Genomic DNA, 21,386 nt, shown 5'->3' on the forward strand with positions numbered 1-21,386 from the left:
CTTGTAGAGACGTAGCACTGCTACGTCAAAACAATTCTTTTTCGGAGATGTCTAATGACTATTCGGAATCAATCGACCACAGGGATAAGTCGCTGTTTGCTGTGAAGCACTTTCGGCAACTACTGCTGGAATCTGATCTGATGGTTGGGTTTTGGCTGCTAGATAGTCTTTTTGCAGTTTATCTAAAATAGCTTCTCGCCTGTCGTAAATACGCTTCAAGGGACGAGGCTGGCATTTGTTCAACACATACGCTGTCACCAGTGGTAAAGCGATCGTGCTATCGGTATAACAAACGATTGTGTTAGGTAACTCATCTGGGTCAATCTTACCCCAGCTAACGGCTTCCGATGGGGTTGCCCCAGATAAACCGCCTGTATCTGGACGTGCATCGGTAAACTGCACAAAGTAATCGTGTCCTCGTTCTTCTAGTCCTAAGACCTCGTGAAGTTGCGGCTGAGTTTGTAGTAAAAAGTTCTTAGGACTACCGCCACCGAGAATTACAGCTGCACTTTTACCTCCTGATTCACGGGCATTATATGCGATCGCTGCTGTCTCATTCACGTCAATTGATGGATCTATCACCAACTGCGAACCTTCCAATGCTAAAGCCGCCACGTTCATCCCAATTGAGCTATCTCCTGGAGAAGACGTATAAATCGGTACGCCATATTCATAAGCTGTAGCTAGTAAGCAGGAATTCTCCACACCCAATTGCTTTTCTACTTCTCGGACATATTTACCTAATAAATGGTGAAACTCGGCCGTTCCCATCCGCTTTTGAAACGCTTCTCCTTGGAGAATTTTGCGGATAAACGCATCAGTTTCTAGCAGCACATCGTAACCAAAGATAATGTCGTAAATGCGAATAGTGCCTTCTTGGCGCAGTTTCACATCATCCAAAAATGGATTACCAGCAAAAAGTTCAAAACCTAATCCGTAGTGCATATCGTGGTAAAGATTTGCACCAGTACTAATCATCCAGTCAATAAAGCCGTTGCGAATTAAGGGTGCAAGCGCTGAAACCCCAAATCCTGCTGGCGTCATCGCACCGGAAAGGCTAACTCCCACCGTAACACCTTCTGTTAGCACATCGCGACTCAGTAGTTGACAGATTTCCCGCAACCGCGCTGAGTTGTAAGCGGTGAAGTATTGATCGATCAGATCCACCACATTGATATCATTCGATATAGGTGTGGGTGCGATTTTTTGACCCAGCTGTTTAGACATTTTGGCACTCCCGAACAGTAAACACGCCCGAATCAATGTTATCTAGCTTTCAGCCAAAGTGACAGCAATACTTTTTGAGCGCTAGCTTGAAAAAGAGGCAAGGGAGCAGGGAGCAAGGGGGAAACTTCAAATGGGGATTCGACCCTTAAAATTATGGTGGGGGAGGAACGCCGCGACCAGTTAAGATGCTGCAACAACAGCACGGTCATTTACTAGCTTGCCATCTTCCATGTAGACAATACGATCGGCAATATCTAGAATGCGGTTGTCATGAGTAACCAAAAGAATAGTACAGTCTTGCTCTTTAGCTAATTTTTGCATGAGGTTGACCACATCTCGTCCCGATTTACTATCAAGGGCGGCAGTAGGTTCATCCGCTAAAACAATTTTAGGACGACCAACTAAAGCACGAGCGATCGCAACTCTTTGTTTTTGTCCCCCAGATAAATCATCAGGATAATAATTCAGGCGATGCCCTAATCCTACTTCCTCTAACATTTGGGCTGACCGGGTTTTCATTTCTGCCGGCGAAATATTATTATGCACTTCCAAGCCCATTCTGACGTTCTGGAGTACTGTCAGGCTACCGTGCAAGTTGTGTGCTTGGAAAATATAACCGTTATTACGTCGCACTTGGGTAAGTTGTGCTGTACTAGCGCCACAAAGTTCTTGTCCCAATATCTGCAAACTACCAGATTGGGCAGAACGCAAGCCGCCTGATAAGGTGAGAAGTGTAGTTTTACCAGAACCAGAAGGCCCAGTCATAATAATAATTTCGCCGGCATTAATATCCAGGTTGATATCAAAGAGAACTTGCTTACGAAGTTGACCATGACCAAAATAGTGATCGAGATTTTTAACAGAGATAACGGGAAACATACTAAATTTTAGATTTTAGATTTTGGATTTTGAATTGGTAATTTAGAGACTGGGGACTAGGGACTGGGGACTAGGAATTAAAAGTTAATATTCAACACCCAGTACCCAATACCCATTTGTTAAAACATATCTGCGGGGTCAGCAGATTGTAATTTCCGAGTAGCGATCGCACCAGAAATTATACACATAATCATTGTTAGGATTAGCACTGTGGAGGCTCGTGCTACGGTCATGTAAAGTGGTAAATTGGTGGCATTGCGAGTTAAAGCATAAAGTCCTAAAGGTGCGATCGCTCCTGGGATAAAGCCCAAGATAGCCAAAATAATCGCCTCTTCAAACACCACACCTAATAAATAAAGATTGTTATATCCCATTGCCTTGAAAGTGGCGTATTCTTTGATGTGGGAATTCACATCTGTAGAAAGAACTTGATAGACGATAATCACGCCCACCATAAATCCCATTCCTACACCCAGGCTGAAGATAAACCCGATGGCTGTATTTTTTTTCCAATAATCTGTTTCAAATTCGATAAATTCTGCTTTGGTAAAAACTTTAACATCCTTATCTAAATGAGATGCTAAAGCTGCCTTTACCTGTTTTGCGTCATAACCTGGTTCTAGTTGAATCAACCCTAAACTTACACTACTTGCTTCTCGCTTCGGAAATAGCCGCAAGAAATTCTGGTCACTGGTAATCAGGTTTCCATCAGCCGCAAAGGAAGCACCGATTGAAAATAAGCCGCTAATGGTAATCGTCCGGCGGTCAATTTCAGTTGTAACAGGTTTGCCTTGTGCAACTTGAGCGATCGCTTCTTGATAATCTCCTCTAGAGGCGCGATCAAACAGCAGGGTATCTGGTAACTTCACTCGATCTATCTGGCTGTTCACATCCGGTAAGTCAAAGGCTGGTTTTTCAGGATTGATCCCGATAACTAGCACAGATGTCTTTTGGCGTGTTTTAGGATTCTTCCAATCGACAATGCTGATATACATTGGTTCTGCTGACTTCACCCCTTGTATATCCATTGCCTGATACAGCCGCCGCCGTGTAAAGGTGGACGCATTTAACACGTTACGGCCTTGAGGACTAACTAGAATAATATCAGCCTGTATACTTTTGTGCAGCTTAGTATTACTTTCAAATAAGGCGGTCTGAAACCCTAGCTGCATGAACATAAGAACATCAGCGAAAGCAATACCTCCCAATGCCACCAACAGACGGCTTTTTTCGTGACTCAGTTGCAGCCATCCTAAAGGGGTTCGCTGCCGCAATTGTTGAATAAATCCAATCATAGTTCAATCACTGCCTTTACTTGCAGATTGGTAAACTTGGCAGCTTTGACGCTAGATGCTTCATCTAGTCGCACATGAACTTCCACTACTCTGCCGTCAATATTGCTAGAGGGATCGCTGTTAACGAGATTTTGCCGCTGTACCTGCATCCCCATCCAATCGACGGTTCCCTGTAATTCTCCAGGAAGGGAATCGCTGATTACTTTTACCCGTTGCCCCGATCGCACTTTGTTAATATCACTTTGGTAAACTTCTGCGACTGCATACATCTGATCGGTTCGACCTAATTCTACAATCCCGTCATTAGAAACGGTTTCTCCAGCTCGTGTATTAATCTTCAGAATTTGTCCCGCTTCGGGTGCGCGGACATAAGCCTGATCGAGTTGCGCTCTAATTTTTGCCACAGTCGCTTGAGCGCTGTCTACCTCTGCTTGGGCGTTGGCAATATCTGTTGGACGGACTTCAGCCGTTTGGTTAAGGGTGGCTTTAGCTTCGTTAATCTGCTGTTGCAAGCTAGCGAGGGTTTGGTTACGGTTCGCTTTGGCTTCTTTAATCTGCTGTTCTAAAGTCGCGACAGTTCTTGTCTTGTTAGCTTGGTTTTCAATTACCTGCTGAGTAGAAGTTTCTGCACTCAAGCGTTTTTGATCGGCTTGCTGACTAGAAATTGCCCCTTCTTTATATAAAGCTTCGTAGCGTTGCACTTCTACTTGAGCGTTCCGCTTTTCGGCGGCGACGCGATCCACTGTTGCTTGTAAACTCTGCCGTTGTCCTTGCAAATCGGCTTCTAGGCGATCAATTGTGGCTTGCTGAGTTTTGATATTTCCTTCTAATTCAACTTGCAGACGGCTGACAGCCGCTTCTTTTGCTCCAATTTCTCCCTGTTTTGCTCCCGCTTTTACTTTGTTAAGGTTGGATTGGGCAACTTGAACTTGTTTTTGGGCTTCCACTAAACTTGCTTGCAAGTGATCGCGACTGTCCATAACTGCAATTACCTGCCCAGCCTTGACGCGATCGCCTTCTTTTACCAATAGCTTCTGAAGCAAACTTCCCTCAGTAGAAGTTGTTGCAGACAGTTTTATAACTTCTCCATTCGGTTCTAAGCGTCCCAATGCTGTGACTGTTTTTACTACTGGCTGAACAGCTATTGGCGTGGCTGGCTTCTCATTAGAGGTCGCCTGAAACTTTAGCACCGTATAAACACTAGCTCCACCTATTGCTAGTGATGCAATTATCGCTAGTGTGGTGGGCGATCGCAAAAGATTTTGGGGAGACTTTAAATCCTCTAATTTCCAGTTCTGCACCATTGTGTTCACCTTTCCCCATTAGTAACTTGTACTAAACTGTTCAGTTCAATTCATGCTAAACTAAACGGAGTAGTTTAGTCAAGAGCGCCAAGCTGAAATTCTCAATTTAACGGGTTGCGCCAGGACTGGGGACTAGGGACTGGGAACTAGGAATTAAAAGTTAATATTTAACACCCAATCCCCAATCCCCAATACCCAATCCCCAGTCCCTTTTTCAATAAGTTTGCGTTGAGTTATACCCAGAATGCTTGTCACAACTGGATTAATGACGTAAGGTAAATTGCCGCATCTATTAAAATTGTTTATAAGAGAGGATAATTAATAAATGGTACGGATTAAAGCTGACGAAGTTGCTCGAGATAATTCCGTTGATAAAGTAGAGCAAATTTTGCAAGGAGCAATGCAGGAGTTCCTGCAAAATGGCTATGCTGGTACAAGTATGGATCGGGTAGCGGTAGCTGCGGGTGTTTCTAAAGCGACAGTCTACAGCCATTTTCAAGATAAAGAAGGACTTTTTAAAGTATTGATAGAGTCCTTAGCACATCAGAAGTTTAACTCTCTCTTTGACACGGAACCGATGGAGGGAGAACCAAAAATTGTCCTGCGCCAGTTAGGAAGCAAATTATTAGAACAGATGAATAATGACCACGAACACTGTGCATTTATGCGAGTGTTAATTGGAGAATCGGGTCGTTTTCCGGAATTAACTCAGATTTGCGTAAGGGCGATGATTAAACCAATGCTGGAAACGATCGCTCAATATTTGGTTGTTCACCCAGAACTGAATATTACTGACCCAGAGGCAACAGCGAGGATTTTTTTAGGTACATTAGTTAATTATCATGTGACTCAAGATGTCATGCATGGGAGAGATATTATACCAATGGAAAGCGATCGCTTGATTGATGCCTTGACACACCTAATCACTAAATGCGCCGATTGATTGGTTATATCCCGGCGCGTGGCGCTTGTTTGGTCGGAAAGTTAAAATTACCTTGAGTAACAAAAGTATTGTCTCTGGCTTTTTTCGTTCCTTACAAGCTGCCACAATACATCTTCTAGCGATCGCCAGACTAACTAGGCAGGAATAACTTGAACAATTAGTGCGCGTTTATCCAACGACTGGATTTTACCTACTTGACTGAGATCGTTTGCAATTCGGTCTAGCAGTTCTCCCGCTTGATCACGATATTGGTGTTCTCGACCTCGTAAACGGATGGCAAATTTCACAGAATCGCCTTTACTCAACCACTCAACTGCTTTCTGAATGCGTAAATTGTAATCAGCTATACCCACGTTTAGCCCGAACCGAACTTCCTTGACGGTGGGTCTAGCACTCTGGCTCTGACGTTTTTTCTTTTGATACTGAAGCTTCCCATAGTTGAGAATCTTCGCGATCGGAGCATCTTTGCCTTGGGAAACTACAACTAAGTCAAGCTCTAAGCTTTCGGCTAGCTGTAGCGCCTCATTGGTATCGATCAAACCACGATTGTTATTTTCATGGTCAATCAAGAAGACGCTAGGTGACTTGATTTGTGAATTAATCAGTTGCTTTTGGATTGCGATAATGAATTTCTCCTATTTGTTCAATACTTTGCTTTATAAGCAGGTAATGCCAATTTAACACAACACTGAATCAGAGCAACTTTAACAACACAATGGACGGCAATCTGTTAAAATAAAATACTGCGGCACTCGCTCTCAGTCTTTGCGCTACTGCCCATCCAGCTTTTCAATAATTTTTATCCGTCCGCCTAAGACTGACGCCATCATTGGCGACAGGCCGATGTTATTTTTGGAGTCTTATGTCTTTTTCTCATCTCGGCTTGTCCAATGAAATTATCCGTGCCGTTACCGAACGAGGGTACACGGAACCCACCCCAATCCAGATGCAGGCGATTCCTGCTGTATTGTCGGGTAGTGATTTGTTAGCTGGGGCACAAACTGGCACTGGCAAGACCGCTAGTTTTACCCTGCCGCTCTTACATCGGTTGTCGTCTAGCAAAAGCAAAGGTACATCTAATGGATACCCACCAATCCGAGCCTTGATTCTCACACCGACTCGTGAACTCGCGGCACAAGTGGAAGAAAGCGTGCGCGAGTACGGCAAGTACTTAAATCTCAACTCAATGGTGATTTTTGGCGGAGTCAGTATTAATCTGCAAAAACAGCGTTTGAGGGGTCGAGTGGATATTTTGGTCGCTACTCCAGGGCGACTGCTAGACCACGTACAGCAGGGTACGCTGAACCTATCGCAGATTGAGGTTTTGGTGCTGGATGAAGCCGATCGGATGCTAGACATGGGTTTTATTAATGATATCCGCCGCATCCTCTCACTCCTGCCCAAACAACGGCAAAATTTGCTATTCTTCGCTACTTTCTCAGACAAAATTAAGGCACTAGCCGCCGGACTGCTCAACAACCCAAAAATGATTGAGGTAGCACGCCGCAACGTTACCGCCGAAACGATCGCCCAGAAGATTTATCAGGTAGACCGTGACAAGAAACGTCAATTACTTGCTCATCTAATTCGGCGAGATAATTGGTATCAAGTTTTAGTCTTCACTCGCACTAAATATGGCGCTGACCGTTTGGTGAAGCAGTTGGGCGAAGACCGCATTCAAGCATTAGCAATCCACGGCAATAAAAGCCAGCCTGTGCGTACCAACGCTTTGGCAAAGTTCAAAAATGGCAGCTTGCAAGTATTGGTGGCGACCGACATTGCTGCTAGAGGTCTTGACATCAGCGAACTGCCCCATGTAGTTAACTTCGATCTACCCAATGTACCCGAAGATTATGTACATCGCATTGGTCGCACCGGTCGCGCTGGCGCATCAGGTGAAGCCGTATCCCTGGTTTGCGTCGATGAATACCCTCTATTGAAAGATATCGAAAAACTGATCGAGCAGCGCTTGCCCAGGGAAGTAGTCGCTGGCTTTGGCCCCAACCTCGACATTGAGCCAGAAGCAATCCCCAATGGACGGCAACACAGACCAAAGCCTGGAGGTGACAAGCGTCCGGCTCGTACTGCTAAACTGTCGCCACCGACATCAGCTAAACGTAAAGCCGCACCACCTGCCACCAATGGCGATAAACCTAGCGCTCGTTCATCTGCATCGCGCCGTTCTGCTAAACGCGATCGCTAATTTTCTTTAGCTGTTCAAGTGGAAAACCTTTCTCTTGTTAATAAGAGAGAGGTTTTGAATTTTTCATACAACCTCAATACGGTTCAGTTAAAGAACGAACCCCAACAAACCCTATGAAATCTTGAGTTTCGTTCCTCAAAGCAACTTACGTAGTTTAAGGTTTTTGGCTCTAACTGAACCGTATTGGGTTAACGATCTGTTTCTGCGACAAAATAAAAATCCTTAGCAAACTGTTTGAGCGATCGCTAGGGATGATTAATATTATTGTCAGGTGTTGCTGAATCAAGGTATGAATTTGGATGTAGAAACGTTGCATTGCAACGTCTCTACAAGGATTTTGAAATAACGCAAACGAGTATTTTGGATGATGATAGAACTTAAAGAACAGCAAGTTAACTGATAACTGTCAACCACCAAGTATTATGTATAATTACAATCCCTTAGACTGCCTACCTTCATCGGCGGAATTACGAGATTCTGATGATACCCCTGTGGATAACGAACTACAAATATTAATTCCTAATTTATTGTTAGCCATCTTAGCTTCGATTTGGCACAACCGTGATGACTGGTTTTTCGGTATCAACATGGGGATTTACTATACACCATTACAACCTGCTATAGTCCCCGATGGGTTTTTGAGTTTAGGTGTTGAACGTTTTGTTGGAGAAAATGGACGTTCTAGTTACGTTTTCTGGGAAGAAGAAGGGATTACGCCCATTTTAGCTTTAGAAGTGGTTTCTCAAACCTACAATGGCGAATATGAACAAAAGAAAATAGATTATGCTCAATTAGGCATTTTATATTACGTCATTTATGCACCAACGCGGCTACGTCGTAAGCGTCAACGTTTAGAAGTTTATCGCTTAGTTGAAGGTAAGTATATTTTACAACTCGGCGTTCAAATTTGGATGCCAGAAATTGGTTTAGGGATTGGACGAGAACAGGGTACTTATCAAGGAAGAACACGAGAATGGCTGTTTTGGTATGACCAAGATGGTAATAGATACCAAACTCCAGAAGAGATAAATGCACAACAGCAACAACAGCTAGAACAAACTCAGCAGCAGCTTCAAGAACTTTTAGCGAGATTACAACAACAAGGAATTGACCCAAATTTACTGTAAACTACCCCTGGCTCAAACTTTTGCACAGCAAGAGGTCTAAGAGCATGTTTGAAAAGTTTTGGGCGAATATAATTCGCTACTACACAGGTATTGCTATACATATTTTCATAAAGACTGTAGACTATTAAAAGTCCGGTAAATCGACCGACAAGCTGGGGTATGTCATCTTAGCTGACGTAGATACCTGCCAGTAAATTATTTAACTGTACTAATTAACACATCTCAACTTTTGTCTTATTGCTTGAGTTGGAGTTGTGCAATCTCAAATAGTCTACATTCACAATAATTGCAAGGAAAAGATTTCATGAGTAACATACAACTGTACTTCGCCCAAGCCTCTACCTTCTCTCAACGTACTCGTGTAGTCTTACTGGAAAAAGGCATTGATTTCACCCCGATAGAAATTGACTTACAGAACAAGCCAGATGAGTACACGCAGATTTCGCGTTATGGTAAAGTTCCGGCGATTAAACATGGGGATATTGAAATTTACGAGTCTGCCGTTATTAATGAATATCTAGAAGAGGTTTTTCCAGAACCACCATTGTTACCTAGCGATCCTGCTGCAAAAGCGATCGCTCGCATTTGGATAGATTACGCCAATACTCGCTTTGTCCCAGCTTTTAACAAATTCCTGCGCGGTAAAGATAGCCAAGAACAGGAACAAGGAAGAAAAGAGTTCACAGAAGCGCTCTTATATATTGAACAAGAAGGGTTAGGCAAAGGTGATTACTTATTAGGAGATCGGTTTAGCCTTGTTGATATCAGCTTTTATCCCTGGTTTGAACGTTTACCACTCTTAGAACACTTCCGCAAATTCACACTACCAACAGAAACACCCCAGTTGCAGGCATGGTGGAATCTGGTAAGCGATCGCTCCTCAATTAAAGCAGTTGCAAATCCTGCGGACTTTTATTTAGAAAGATTCGCCAAAGTTCTCGGTGAACCTCTTCCCGTTGGTGCGGCACAAAAATAGGACACAGGGGCGTGGTGATGGGATTCATTAGGGGTGTAGGGGCTTGGTGCGTGCGAATTATTTTTGGAAAAAGTCGGGAATCTCGCAAAATTAATTGAGTCGAACAACTGTTCGGTTTTGCAACCTACCAAGCTATCCGACTCGGTTTTATATTCGGAGGTTGTCGCCTTCCTCGCTGGTTCAGGTCTGGACTCCCTGATGTACGCTCGATAAATTCCCATTTACCAACTCTGACAATGGGGAGTACTCACGCCACAGCCACCGCCACTACGCGAAAACCAGCACCGTAGCTACGAACAGCGCGCGCGTACCTAAGGCGATAGGCAGAACGGCAATATCTGGCAGAGTCGACCAAACTACCGCCACGCAGCATCTTCGCGTAATTATATTTACCAGTTAACCACGGACTACCATCTTTTGGCGCACCCTGGTAATTGTCATGATATACATCGAGACACCATTCCCATACATTACCATGCATATCGCATAAACCAAAGGCATTAGGTGGAAAACTACCAACTGGTTTTGTTTCTTTACCCTCAAAATTTACTAACTTAGTGGTAATCGTTTCACCAAAATAGAATGGGGTCTTGGTTCCAGCACGGCAAGCATATTCCCATTCTGCTTCACTGGGTAACCTGTAGGTGTGTTCTGTGTTCTTCTGACTCAACTTTTTACAAAATTCTACCGCATCATCCCAACTAACTTGTTCTACAGGTCGTTTCTCACCTTTGAAATAAGAAGGTGTTTTCTCCATAATTGCTTGATACTGTGCCTGGGTGATTTCATATTTACCCATGAAGAACCCAGGTACTTTTACCTGATGCTGTGGACTTTCAATTTCATATCTCCCTGCTTCTGCTTCCGGCGAACCCATCATAAAGGTTCCCCCTGGTATCTGCACCATTTCCAGGGTGACACCATTCCCTAAGTCTTCTTCAAAATATTTCGCTTCCTCATTACGGCGGTTGGTGATACTTCCCTGTGCATTGACAGTCACCGTTTCAAATCGAAAGGTTTTTAAATTGGAGGAAACGCCAGACGGGTTCGGGTTACTAGGAGGTCTTGTTATTTCTGGTGAAGCTGCTGGTGTAGCTCCTGGTGCATCTGTTGGTTCACCTGTAGCTTTTGGTGTAGTTGTTCCAGACGGCCAAATGCGAGGTACTACAATTGCCAAACCCAACCCAGCACCCGCAAACCCAACAGTTATCACCCTTCGCCGTGACCAGTTAGATAATATTGGGTTTTTTAATGGCGCTGGAGGTGTTGGATTTGTAGATGTTGCAATTTGTCCCGCACCCGAAGTCTGAGTATTAGTAACAGGGGATGGTGAGATTGGCTTATTTGTGACTGACTTAGATGCTTGTGGAATTGTTTGCTGAGGTAAATCAGGAATTGCAGAACTATTTCGCAACCGAGCAATTTCTTCTAAGGCTTCTATAGCTTCCATATCTTGACCTGAAGCCGCAGCTAATACCCGAATCCAGAGTTGTTTTGCTAAATCAAAGTCTCTTTTACTCTGAGCGTAATAAGCATCATTTTTCAACGTGGCGATATCCACTAGAGTTGCGTATCGTGGCACAAGTATTAAGTGGGATTTATTCACAGGTTCAGCAATCACATAAGGCGTTTGCCTTGTATTCTTATGCTGGCGAACCAGTTCAGGCACACGAAGTCTGAGATATTGCTCCAAGCGTTCAACAGTAGCGCATTTACCTTGAATTCCTAACCCTTCTAGTAATGCAGTGGTAAAAGCACCTTGTTGTAAAGCATTAATTTCATAAGAATACTCTTGGGGAATACAGGAAAAAATGCTGATAACTCCTTGTTGACGTGCTTCTTCTGCGGTTTGTCGCCCAATTCCTTCACCTGTTTTTTTGCCTTCATTGCGACAAGCATCCAGAATCAAGACAACATTATCAGCACCGCAGCGACGCAGGCGTTCACTCACAAAGTTAATCGCTATTGCCGTGTTTTCAATATCCTCTGGATCGCCATCACAGGGCATGAGATAATCACGGTCAGCGTATCTTATCCCATGCCCACTGAAGAAAAACCAGAAATTATCCCCTGCTCCCATAAAGGGATTGTCAAATAACTGTCGCAAGACTCGCAGTAAGTTAGTGCGAGTTGGGCGAGTCGATTTTCCGTCAACATGAGGAGAGTCATCAGAGAAGAAGAATATCCGCTCAAATCCGGCTTCATTGGCCAGAAACTCTTGCATTAACAGTGCATCCCGCTTGGCATAGTTTAGCGGTTGCAGATAATCATACTGGTTAATACCAATTGCGATCGCCCAATTTTTTGCCATTTCACCCTGGTTCTTGGCGCTTGAACTTCAGCTTAATTGCTCCTTTACTCCCAGCTTTGACACCACTGCCAATTAATTTAACTTCCCCATCTGCACTAATTTCTACCGATAGCTCAATTTCATCTAGCTGCATTTTGGAGTTGACTTTTGCTTGCTGTTCAGCTTGACTAAACAAACTTCCCACTACTTTGAGAAAGTGAGTCATATTTTGCTCTAATGTTTGAGCGCTAACCTTAACGGCATCTGCTACCCCTTTGCTACCAGTACTATCCCTAGTTTCGTCTCCCCAACCGCGTGTATTAGTACTCCCGCCTTTAGCACCATCAGGAATTGATATTTGCGGCACTTCATCCGTCACAATCCAAATACCGTCGTTTTGGGGTATTTCTGACATATTACTTTAAATATTTAGATTAAATTGTCCCACAAATATAGATACAACGGTAGAGACAGCGATTCCGATTACTAAAAAATTTCACAGAACATCTTAGACATCTCCTTTGCGAACCTCTGCGCTTCCCTCCGCGCCCCTCTGCGTTAAAAACAGGACTCTAAGTAATCCAATCAAAAATCTGACTGTAATCCAGTATTAAGTACAATTATTTGATAAGACATCTCCGAAAAAGAATGTAGAGACGTAGCAGTGCTACGTCTTTACAAGGGTTCTGGGTAACGCATATTTAATTTCTGGAGATGTCTATAACTTTCAGTGCGTTTACAACCCCATGAGCAAACCTGCCGATGTCAGTACCAAACGCTTAATCAGCCTTGCGCCTGATAACTGGGTAAAATGGGTAACACAAATTCCTGATATTGTTGCTGGCGAAATTATCAACTCAGAATTTCAGTGGATAAGTCGAGAAAGTGATGTTTTAATCCGTGTCGAAAGTCCCCAGTATGGAAAATTTCTCGTTCTTAACGAATTACAACTGCGCTATAAACCAGAAATGCCGCGTAGGATGCGTGCATACACAGCACTTGCAGAAGAAAAATATAATTTGCCCACGTATCCAGTACTAATTAATATCCTCAAGGCAAGTGATGCTGAAATACCTACAAGTTATGCATTAAATATTGCTGGTTTACGTGCTATTCAAGATTACCGTGTCATTAATCTGTGAGAAGTTGATGTAAACATTGCCTTTGCACAACCATTACCATCACTACTTCCATTTGTACCCATCCTCAAAGGAGGTGATAACGAGTCTACGATTCGGGACGCATTGCGAATATTACGTGCAGATGAACAATTGAATCAACTAGAAACAGTATTAGGATTTTTTGCTACCTTTGTATTAGATAGTGCAATAGTTCAACAAATTCTGAGGTGGGATATGGCACTTTTAGAGCAGTCGCCTTGGTATCAAGAAATTTTTAGCAAAGGGGAAGAACGAGGAGAAGCACGCGGAGAACTGCGAGGAAGAAAAGAAGAGTTGTATTCAGGAATTGAATTAGCATTAGAAATTAAGTTTGGCAATCAAGGTTTAGAATTGATGCCGATAATCTCTCAAATTACGGATTTGCAAAAATTAAAAGCAATTCAGCAGGCAATTAAAACTGTAAATACAGTCAATGAATTACAGCAAATCTTGTCAACCAACTTGACATGAAAACACCAAAAACATAACCCCTCTCCGTCACCGGAAAGGGGTTAATTAATGGTGAAATTCAGCAATCTCTAATAAGCGTCTTGCAACTCGTAGAAATCAGGCGAGATATAATCCTTCCGCAAAGGCCAACCTACCCAATCTTCCGGCATCAAAATTCGCTTGAGATTTGGGTGTCCTTCGTAGATAATGCCGTACATATCGTAAGACTCGCGTTCTTGCCAATCTGCGGTCTTCCAAATCCAGTACACAGAAGGCACTACGGGGTTTTCCCGTGGTAAGAACACTTTAACTCGAACTTCTTCGGGGCGATCGCTATTATCACCCACTTTATTCAAGTGATACACACTCACCAATTCTTGTCCTGGCCCAAGATCAACACCACCTTGAAACTGGAGATAATTAAACCCGTAGGCATAAAGGGCTGTAGCGGTAGGAAGCAAAAAATCTGCCGCCACCTTAATTATCTCTACACCATTTTTATCTGGTGCCAAAAACTCATGGTCAAAGCCATTTTCCGTCAACCACTGGGAAACTTTACCGGCTTGTACCAATGCTTCTTCTTTCGCTGCTGCTACTGGTTTAGATTCTTCTTCAGCCACGGGTTTGTTCCTCCTTTTGTGCCTTTGCTGTCAGCAGTGCAGGTGGTACTGGTAAACCAATCGCTTCCGCCAATTCTTTCGGTGGTGCATAGCGAGTTTCTGACTGCAAATACTTGCCAGTTAAAATTTCCTCTACTGGCTTCAAATTATGAGTCGTGCTGTAGTAGCGGTGAGTTTGCTTAATTTTATCCCGCTCTTGCATCGATTCATTGGAGATTTTCTTCCGCAGCTTAATAATTGCGTCGATAATTGCTTCGGGACGAGGAGGACAACCAGGTAAGTACACATCCACAGGAATCAATTTATCGACTCCGCGCACTGCTGTAGGAGAATCAACGCTGAACATTCCGCCAGTAATTGTGCAAGCTCCCATCGCAATTACATACTTCGGCTCTGGCATTTGTTCATAAAGACGCACCAATTGAGGAGCCATCTTCATCGTAATAGTCCCTGCCGTAATAATTAAATCAGCTTGGCGGGGGCTAGAACGGGGAATTAGCCCAAAACGGTCAAAGTCAAATCGGGAACCAATTAAAGCTGCAAACTCGATAAAACAGCAAGCAGTACCAAATAACAACGGCCACAGACTAGAAAGCCGCGCCCAGTCATAGAGGTCATCAACCGTCGTCAAAATGACGTTTTCTGAAAGGTCTTGAGTGATTGTAGTCCGCTCAATGGGGTTGATGATTCGTTCTTTGTCCTGGGTTGTTAAGTTAGAATTCAAGACCATTCCAAAGCTCCTTTACGCCATGCGTAAACTAAAGCGACTACAAGAATTGCAATAAAGACTAGCGCTTCAATAAATGCCAATAGCCCCAAACGGTGGAAAGCTACCGCCCAAGGATACAAGAAAACAGTCTCCACATCAAAGACGACGAAGACCAGAGCAAACATATAGTAGCGGATGTTGAACTGAATCCAGGCTCCCCCGATGGGTTCCATGCCAGATTCGTAGGTGGTGCGCCGTTCTGGGCTGTAACTACTGGGTCGTAGGAGCTTGGATGCTGAGAGCGCTAAGGCAGGCACTAGGCTACAGATGATGAAGAAGCCTAGAAGGTACTCGTAACCGCTGAGGACAAACACAATGAGTATCTACCGCTTATGGAGTATTTTAAGTAGGGAGTGGGGAGTGGGAGTAGGGAGTGGGGAGTGAGGACTAGGTACTGGGTACTGGGTACTGGGTAATCCTTCTGAATCTCCAATCCCTTATCCTTAATACCAAATTCTTTATTTTTAATCCCCAGTCCCCAATCCCCAGTCCCCAATCCCTCAACTACGTTACTTTCTTTTACATTATATCTGTTTGGTTTTTCTGAAATCTGGGAAACAGACGCACTTCAGGTATTTGATTCGCTTTTGCTAGTGATAGAAAAGTCTAACAATTATGTCATAATTTTTAACGTATATTTAAGATTTCTTCTCTGCGAGGCCTTAGCCATGAGCGAACCAGCTGTTGAGACTCCGGTGTTAGACCGCTACGAGTGTCGCGCCTGCGGTTATGTTTACGAACCTGAGAAGGGAGACGACAAGCATGATATTCCTTCCGGGACACTCTTTGCGGAACTGCCTATAAATTGGCGCTGTCCAGTTTGTTCTGCTAAAAAGACCGCTTTTGCCAACATCGGCCCTGCCGGTACTGCATCTGGGTTCAAAGAAAATCTCGGTTACGGTTTGGGTGTTAACAACCTAACGCCAACCCAAAAGAATATCCTAATTTTTGGTGCTTTGGCTCTTGGTTTCTTGTTTTTTATCAGTCTCTACGGCTTACAGTAACAGCTGTTAAGCAATTCAAAATGACGCTCTCTACGAGACGCTAAAAGCGTAGCTTGCTTCCCTGTAAGGGTACGCGGACTCGCTAACAAAATGAAAAACCCAGGATTATCAAGCATCCTGACTACCGACTCCTAGAGAAATTTAGAAACAACTAAGAAATACTGATGCATTCATTTTTGAAAAGTTGGCAACGAATATTTGCCTTGTTAATAGTAGTCGTAATATGCATAGGTTGTAGCAAAATTCCCTCTGTTAGCTACAACCCTTGGAAAGTCATTTCTGTGCCAACAGACTCGAATCTATTGGATATAGGTTTTACTGATAACCCTGAACATGGCTACTTAGTAGGTAGCAATGCCACCCTGTTGGAAACCAATGATGGTGGTAATACCTGGAAACCAATCACACTGCAACTGGATGAGCAAAAGTATCGTTTTGACTCAGTAAGCTTTGCAGGAAAAGAAGGCTGGATAGCCGGAGAGCCTGGACTTTTGCTACATACAACCGACGAGGGTACTTCTTGGTCACGTATTCCTTTGAACGAAAAGCTACCAGGTAGCCCGATCGCAGTTAAGGCACTGTCAGACAGTACAGCAGAAATGGCCACTGATGTCGGAGCCATATATAAAACCACAGATGGCGGCAAAAACTGGAAAGCCCAGGTAGAATCAGCAGTCGGTGTGGTACGTAACTTAGAACGTTCTGCTGATGGTAAATATGTTGCTGTTTCTGCTAAGGGTAGCTTCTACTCAACTTGGGAACCGGGGCAGGATGCTTGGGTTCCCCATAATCGCAATAGTTCTCGGCGGGTAGAAAACATGGGTTTTGCTAACAATGGGCAATTGTGGTTACTAGCTAGAGGAGGCCAAATTCAGTTTAGTGACGAAACTAAACCTGATGAGTGGCAAAAGGCACAATATCCAGAGTTATCTACCAGTTGGGGTTTACTAGATTTGGCATATCGCACACCCAATGAAATTTGGATAGGTGGCGGTAGCGGTAATTTGCTCCGCAGTGGCGACGGTGGCAAAACCTGGGAAAAAGACCGTGAAGTGGAAGAAGTTGCGGCTAATTTGTACAAGATTGTATTCTTAGAGCCAGAACGGGGATTTATCATTGGCGATCGCGGTGTTTTGCTCAAATATTTACCAAACCCTGAAGCAGCTTAGTGGGGACTAGGGACTAGGGACTAGGGACTAGCTAGGATTTTTCCCAATCCCCAATACCCAATCCCCAATCCCCAATCCCCAATCCCCAGTACCTATTTCTGAGAAGAACTTTGCAACTTGTAACTCTTTCTTAACTTTGTAGGATAATAAACTCTATAACATTCTTTGTGAAGGTAGGAATCTAAATGTCAGGTACCACTGGAGAACGTCCGTTTTCGGACATCATTACCAGCGTTCGCTACTGGGTAATTCATAGCATCACCATCCCGGCATTGTTTATTGCTGGTTGGTTATTTGTCAGCACCGGGCTGGCTTATGATGCCTTTGGTACACCCCGCCCCAATGAGTATTTCACACCAGCACGACAAGAAGTGCCCATTGTGAAGAACCGTTTTGAAGCTAAAAAACAAGTTGAACAATTTATTGGAAAGTAGTTTGAGATCATGACTAGCGGCAATAACATCAATCAACCAGTTACCTATCCAATTTTTACCGTTAGATGGCTGGCAGTTCACACCTTAGGTGTACCAACTGTATTCTTTTTAGGCGCGATCGCCGCAATGCAATTTATTCAACGTTAGGAGCAATTATGGTAGAAAGATCGCCCAATCCCAATAATCAGCCGGTTGAACTAAACCGGACTTCCCTATACCTGGGATTACTGCTAGTTTTCGTTCTGGGTATTCTATTTTCCAGTTACTTCTTTAACTAACTGGAACTACTGTTGTTAATCTTTGTTTATTGAACGTGTGTTGATTTGTTGTTAAGGGAGGAGAGAAGCTGTGTCTGAAAGTGGGAGAATTCCCCTGTGGGTCGTCGCTACGATCGCAGGTTTAGGTATAATTACAGTCTTGGGCATTTTCTTTTATGGTGCCTACGCCGGACTCGGTTCTTCGATTTAACATTAGTTTGAAGTTTGAACCGAATACTATAAGTTAGAATTTTCTAGCATTTGTTGAGAAATCAACGTTAAAAAAACCGCCTGTCTCTATGAGATAGGCGGTATTAATTTTGGTCAATAGTCATTTGTCTTTTATCTTTTGTTTTTTGCAAATGACTAATGACCAATGACCAATGACTACATCAGTATTAGTTAATGTTGCTGATGTCGTCGCTTTCGATGTATAAAAACAGAAACGAGAATACCACAGCTGGCAAAACCCAACCGATTATGGGGACGAAAATAGCAGGCAAGTAGGAAGTACTAGCCAAGATAGAAGGCAAAAAAGAAGCTGCCATAGTAAAGGTTCCTATCGAATCACACTACAATTCAAAATGAGCTTACTGCAAATTCTGCCAAATTTTTGAAATTCTTTCATATTTTTAACACAGGCAATATTGGGATTGGGGATTGGGGACTGGGGATTGGTGACTAACAATGCCCAATGCCCCTCATCCCTAAGTTAGATACCCAGGAGTTCATCTAGCTGCAAGTCTGGTAAGTCTGGAGGAATCACAGTTCGCAATATTGTGACTTTGTGACTCTCTTGTTGGGTTGTCAGATCAAGTGCGATCGCTTCCAAGCGAATTTCTAAACAGCCAAAGGGAATGTTTAATTGCGTCATCACTTCCAACCCACCTGACGCATTAGGTAGTAAATTTGTCAATAAATGGGGCCCATCTAGTAACCAACGAGTTTGATAATCTTCAACCCATAACTTGACAACAACTTGCGGAGGTACTTCAGGTAGTACTACGCGCACTATGATAAACTTACCAGCGATTAGTTCGCCTTCTGGCACATGCAGTTGTGGAATTGGCAAAATCTTAGTGGCTGCCGTAATTATAGGTAAGGAAGGGGATAAATTTAATAATGGTTGCTCTTTCTGTTCAAAGGTGTAACCCCTAATTAAATCGGCTTCCAGTTCACTATCTGTATCATCTACAACGATTTCTTGCGCCAGCCAAGCTGACGCTATATTTGTTTTTATCGGAGGAGGCGGTGGCGGTATTTGCGTTGACAAAGCCGATGAGAGTGTTGCTTCTTCTAGTGCTTTTTCTAGTTCTGTATTTTCTCCTATCCCCAGATCCGCTTCCCGCGCTGTGTCTATATCTTCCCCATAGTTACTCAATTCGTCAGCCAAATCTTGGACTTCTTCCCATATCCCCTGTTCGCGCCATGTCTCAGTGTTGGCATCTAAGTTTAATGGCAAGTTAACATCAACATTCGCTGTTTCTGCACTCAGAGAAAGGGGTGTCTGCGGCGCTGGCTCATAGTTATCGTAGTCTTGAGGTTGCAGATCATTGATCGATTCAGGCAAAGAGTATCCTTGGCTCTGCATCCACTTTCTGAGTAAAGGAGATGAGTAAAGGTTGCCTGTTGTAATAAATTGTGCATTTGTCTGGGGTTCTACTTCGGTAACAAATTCTTCCTGCAATTGCTTATTTTGCAGGGGTTCTACTTCGGCAACAGATTCTTCCTGAGATGGTTCATTTTGCGGGGATTCTACTTCGGCAACAAATTCTTCTTGAGATGTTGCATCAGCTACTATTAATTCAGGTGTCTTTTCATCTTCAGGTACAATTGCATCTAACTGCGGTAAGTCTTCAGCCCCTTGAACTTCCAAGGCATCTGGGAGGACATTTTTTTTAACTTCTTCTGTATCACCTGGCAAAGTTTGTAGGCGTCTCAAGTATGGCAAAGTAGTTTCGAGTATTGGCATCCGACGTTGCTTGATAACCAATTGCTCCAAGTTGATGGCGGCTATATTAGCGTCCTTTTCTAGAAGTTCTTCCTGTATGGGTTGTTCTGCAACAACATCTGCGGGAATGTTGGCATCGCTTTGAATAGGGGGCAGTTTCGGTAATTGAGGTGAATTGCCTGAATTCTTTAGTTTAGATGTCCGTAGAGTAGCTTCTCGCAGAGCTTGCAGGTTAATTTGCGGTGGTAACGGTGTATTTGGAGATGGACTAACTATCTGAGACTGGTCTGTTTTTGCCATTTTGACCAGATTTAATAGTTTCAAATCTAGCCTAACAGGTGTCTCTGGCTCTATGAAAGCAGCAGATGAGTCCGATAGTATTGTATCTGTACTAGGTTTTGCTGCGGCTGTGATTGCCAGTAATTCTGTGACATCTGCTGTAATGATGAAGGACTGGCTAGCTAACCGGATGACTTCACCAGCATCGGCGAATTTACCATATAAACTGATATCTGCCAAAATTAACTTAGATTCGCAGTCAGCTGGAATATTAATTGAGGTATTTATACTGAAGGGTAACTCTTGATCTGGTACAATTTGCCGTACCTTGGTCAAGATTTTCGAGTTATTGGGCGATCGCAATTCAATTCCTAGTTCAAGTGCCCGTAGCCTTTTTGGAGATAATGTTTCAGCTTGATCTAGATTTGTATTTTCTTTAGGTTCTATATGCCCATTGATTGCAAGATCTTGTCCCCAACGAGCAATATAATTATCCTGGTCTAAAGTTAATAGTAATGGTGGCGGTAGTTGTGTCGCTAAAGAATCTGTAACATTTTCATCGTTGGGCAGCAGTTCAGAGGCAGGTAAAGCTAAATCTATTAAATTTTGTAAAATCTGTTCTACTGTCTCACCTTTGAGCCACTCAGGACTCACAGGCTCTTCGATCGCTATATTTTCTTCCGTTTCATCAGTCAAAACAGTTGTAATGGTGTTGCTGTCTGTAGTAATTGCCAGTTCTGCGGGAACAGCGATCGCTTGATCTAGCCCAATTAAAGGTTCTGCTGGGGCAGTGTCTTCTAAGTTCCCTTCATCTGGCAGAACAATATTAATAGGGTTGCTGTATAGAACAATTGCCGATTCTGCGGGAATAGCGATCGCATTATCTAAATCAATTGCGGTTTCTTCTGGGACAGTAGATTCCAGTTCTCCAGTAATTGCCGATTCTGTGGAAACAGCGATCGCATTATCTAAATCAATTGCGGTTTCTTCTGGGACAGTAGATTCCAGTTCTCCAGTAATTGCCGATTCTGTGGAAACAGCGATCGCAT

22 protein-coding genes and 1 pseudogene are annotated in these 21,386 nt (G+C 43.4%); 11 read left to right on the top strand and 12 right to left on the bottom strand.

Features of this window, described 5'->3' with window-relative positions:
* Window positions 1-51 precede the first annotated feature (51 nt).
* The 4 genes from V7L07_RS23490 to V7L07_RS23505 form a co-directional block, all read right to left on the bottom strand.
* Window positions 52-1,227 carry a homospermidine biosynthesis protein gene (locus V7L07_RS23490; RefSeq protein ID WP_335061261.1) on the bottom strand — a complete coding sequence of 392 codons (1,176 nt, stop codon included), beginning with the start codon at window positions 1,225-1,227 and terminating at the stop codon, window positions 52-54.
* A 180-nt stretch (window positions 1,228-1,407) separates the two neighbouring features.
* Window positions 1,408-2,106, bottom strand: a complete 699-nt coding sequence (locus V7L07_RS23495) for a DevA family ABC transporter ATP-binding protein (protein WP_334695473.1) — start codon at window positions 2,104-2,106, stop codon at window positions 1,408-1,410.
* A 119-nt stretch (window positions 2,107-2,225) separates the two neighbouring features.
* Window positions 2,226-3,401: an ABC transporter permease DevC gene (devC, locus tag V7L07_RS23500; protein ID WP_335061262.1), complete on the bottom strand. Its 1,176-nt coding sequence runs from the start codon at window positions 3,399-3,401 to the stop codon at window positions 2,226-2,228.
* Window positions 3,398-4,705: an ABC exporter membrane fusion protein gene (locus V7L07_RS23505; protein WP_335061263.1), complete on the bottom strand. Its 1,308-nt coding sequence runs from the start codon at window positions 4,703-4,705 to the stop codon at window positions 3,398-3,400. Before V7L07_RS23505 ends, devC begins: the two co-directional genes overlap by 4 nt.
* Window positions 4,706-5,030: 325 nt before the next feature.
* On the opposite strand from V7L07_RS23505, the gene V7L07_RS23510 reads away from it, so the two are divergent.
* The gene (locus tag V7L07_RS23510) at window positions 5,031-5,648 is read left to right on the top strand and encodes a TetR/AcrR family transcriptional regulator (protein WP_335061264.1); all 618 of its coding nucleotides are present in this window, start codon (window positions 5,031-5,033) and stop codon (window positions 5,646-5,648) included.
* A 134-nt stretch (window positions 5,649-5,782) separates the two neighbouring features.
* Here V7L07_RS23510 and infC read toward each other — a convergent pair whose 3' ends face one another.
* Window positions 5,783-6,274: a translation initiation factor IF-3 gene (infC, locus tag V7L07_RS23515; RefSeq protein WP_334695575.1), complete on the bottom strand. Its 492-nt coding sequence runs from the start codon at window positions 6,272-6,274 to the stop codon at window positions 5,783-5,785.
* Between the two features lie 236 nt (window positions 6,275-6,510).
* Between infC and V7L07_RS23520 the strand changes: the two genes are divergently transcribed.
* The 3 genes from V7L07_RS23520 to V7L07_RS23530 all read left to right on the top strand — a co-directional run bounded on the left by V7L07_RS23520 (window position 6,511) and on the right by V7L07_RS23530 (window position 9,954).
* The gene (locus V7L07_RS23520) at window positions 6,511-7,851 is read left to right on the top strand and encodes a DEAD/DEAH box helicase (RefSeq protein ID WP_335061266.1); all 1,341 of its coding nucleotides are present in this window, start codon (window positions 6,511-6,513) and stop codon (window positions 7,849-7,851) included.
* Window positions 7,852-8,273: 422 nt separating this feature from the next.
* Window positions 8,274-8,978 (top strand): Uma2 family endonuclease, encoded by a 705-nt coding sequence (locus V7L07_RS23525; RefSeq protein WP_335061267.1) that lies wholly within the window; start codon window positions 8,274-8,276, stop codon window positions 8,976-8,978.
* A gap of 304 nt (window positions 8,979-9,282) precedes the next feature.
* Window positions 9,283-9,954 (top strand): glutathione S-transferase family protein, encoded by a 672-nt coding sequence (locus V7L07_RS23530; RefSeq protein ID WP_335061268.1) that lies wholly within the window; start codon window positions 9,283-9,285, stop codon window positions 9,952-9,954.
* A 247-nt stretch (window positions 9,955-10,201) separates the two neighbouring features.
* Here V7L07_RS23530 and V7L07_RS23535 read toward each other — a convergent pair whose 3' ends face one another.
* The gene (locus V7L07_RS23535) at window positions 10,202-12,265 is read right to left on the bottom strand and encodes an SUMF1/EgtB/PvdO family nonheme iron enzyme (RefSeq protein ID WP_335061269.1); all 2,064 of its coding nucleotides are present in this window, start codon (window positions 12,263-12,265) and stop codon (window positions 10,202-10,204) included.
* Window position 12,266: 1 nt separating this feature from the next.
* Window positions 12,267-12,659: a Pepco domain-containing protein gene (locus V7L07_RS23540; protein ID WP_335061270.1), complete on the bottom strand. Its 393-nt coding sequence runs from the start codon at window positions 12,657-12,659 to the stop codon at window positions 12,267-12,269.
* A 331-nt stretch (window positions 12,660-12,990) separates the two neighbouring features.
* Between V7L07_RS23540 and V7L07_RS23545 the strand changes: the two are divergent.
* Window positions 12,991-13,875, top strand: a pseudogene (locus V7L07_RS23545) (Rpn family recombination-promoting nuclease/putative transposase).
* Between the two features lie 68 nt (window positions 13,876-13,943).
* Here the strand turns inward: V7L07_RS23545 and V7L07_RS23550 are convergent.
* Genes V7L07_RS23550 through ndhC form a run of 3 tightly spaced genes read right to left on the bottom strand, consistent with a single transcriptional unit; the run spans window position 13,944 to window position 15,557 of the window.
* On the bottom strand, window positions 13,944-14,474 hold the full coding sequence (locus tag V7L07_RS23550) for an NAD(P)H-quinone oxidoreductase subunit J (protein ID WP_334764728.1): 531 nt from the start codon (window positions 14,472-14,474) through the stop codon (window positions 13,944-13,946).
* Window positions 14,467-15,204 carry a photosynthetic/respiratory NAD(P)H-quinone oxidoreductase subunit K gene (gene ndhK / locus V7L07_RS23555; protein WP_335061271.1) on the bottom strand — a complete coding sequence of 246 codons (738 nt, stop codon included), beginning with the start codon at window positions 15,202-15,204 and terminating at the stop codon, window positions 14,467-14,469. The genes V7L07_RS23550 and ndhK overlap by 8 nt, the downstream gene beginning before the upstream one ends.
* Window positions 15,195-15,557 carry a photosynthetic/respiratory NAD(P)H-quinone oxidoreductase subunit C gene (gene ndhC / locus V7L07_RS23560; protein ID WP_104908259.1) on the bottom strand — a complete coding sequence of 121 codons (363 nt, stop codon included), beginning with the start codon at window positions 15,555-15,557 and terminating at the stop codon, window positions 15,195-15,197. Before ndhC ends, ndhK begins: the two co-directional genes overlap by 10 nt.
* A 354-nt stretch (window positions 15,558-15,911) precedes the next feature.
* Between ndhC and V7L07_RS23565 the strand changes: the two genes are divergently transcribed.
* The 6 genes from V7L07_RS23565 (at window position 15,912) to V7L07_RS23590 (ending at window position 18,318) form a co-directional block, all read left to right on the top strand.
* Window positions 15,912-16,247 carry a rubredoxin gene (locus tag V7L07_RS23565; RefSeq protein ID WP_069071324.1) on the top strand — a complete coding sequence of 112 codons (336 nt, stop codon included), beginning with the start codon at window positions 15,912-15,914 and terminating at the stop codon, window positions 16,245-16,247.
* A 164-nt stretch (window positions 16,248-16,411) separates the two neighbouring features.
* On the top strand, window positions 16,412-17,416 hold the full coding sequence (locus V7L07_RS23570) for a photosynthesis system II assembly factor Ycf48 (RefSeq protein ID WP_335061272.1): 1,005 nt from the start codon (window positions 16,412-16,414) through the stop codon (window positions 17,414-17,416).
* Between the two features lie 185 nt (window positions 17,417-17,601).
* Window positions 17,602-17,850: a cytochrome b559 subunit alpha gene (psbE, locus tag V7L07_RS23575; protein WP_012411800.1), complete on the top strand. Its 249-nt coding sequence runs from the start codon at window positions 17,602-17,604 to the stop codon at window positions 17,848-17,850.
* Window positions 17,851-17,859: 9 nt separating this feature from the next.
* A complete protein-coding gene (gene psbF / locus V7L07_RS23580; RefSeq protein ID WP_015115279.1) occupies window positions 17,860-17,997 on the top strand; it encodes a cytochrome b559 subunit beta in 138 nt (45 codons plus the stop codon).
* Between the two features lie 8 nt (window positions 17,998-18,005).
* Window positions 18,006-18,128: a photosystem II reaction center protein L gene (locus tag V7L07_RS23585; protein WP_012411802.1), complete on the top strand. Its 123-nt coding sequence runs from the start codon at window positions 18,006-18,008 to the stop codon at window positions 18,126-18,128.
* A 70-nt stretch (window positions 18,129-18,198) separates the two neighbouring features.
* Window positions 18,199-18,318: a photosystem II reaction center protein J gene (locus tag V7L07_RS23590; protein WP_152589562.1), complete on the top strand. Its 120-nt coding sequence runs from the start codon at window positions 18,199-18,201 to the stop codon at window positions 18,316-18,318.
* Window positions 18,319-18,505: 187 nt separating this feature from the next.
* Here the strand turns inward: V7L07_RS23590 and V7L07_RS23595 are convergent, their stop codons facing one another.
* The gene (locus tag V7L07_RS23595; protein ID WP_179065659.1) at window positions 18,506-18,655 is read right to left on the bottom strand and encodes a photosystem I reaction center subunit VIII; all 150 of its coding nucleotides are present in this window, start codon (window positions 18,653-18,655) and stop codon (window positions 18,506-18,508) included.
* A 164-nt stretch (window positions 18,656-18,819) separates the two neighbouring features.
* Window positions 18,820-21,381: a hypothetical protein gene (locus V7L07_RS23600; protein ID WP_442936081.1), complete on the bottom strand. Its 2,562-nt coding sequence runs from the start codon at window positions 21,379-21,381 to the stop codon at window positions 18,820-18,822.
* Window positions 21,382-21,386: the final 5 nt, after the last annotated feature.

Source organism: Nostoc sp. (assembly GCF_036916985.1).
Classification (GTDB): Bacteria; Cyanobacteriota; Cyanobacteriia; order Cyanobacteriales; family Nostocaceae; genus Nostoc.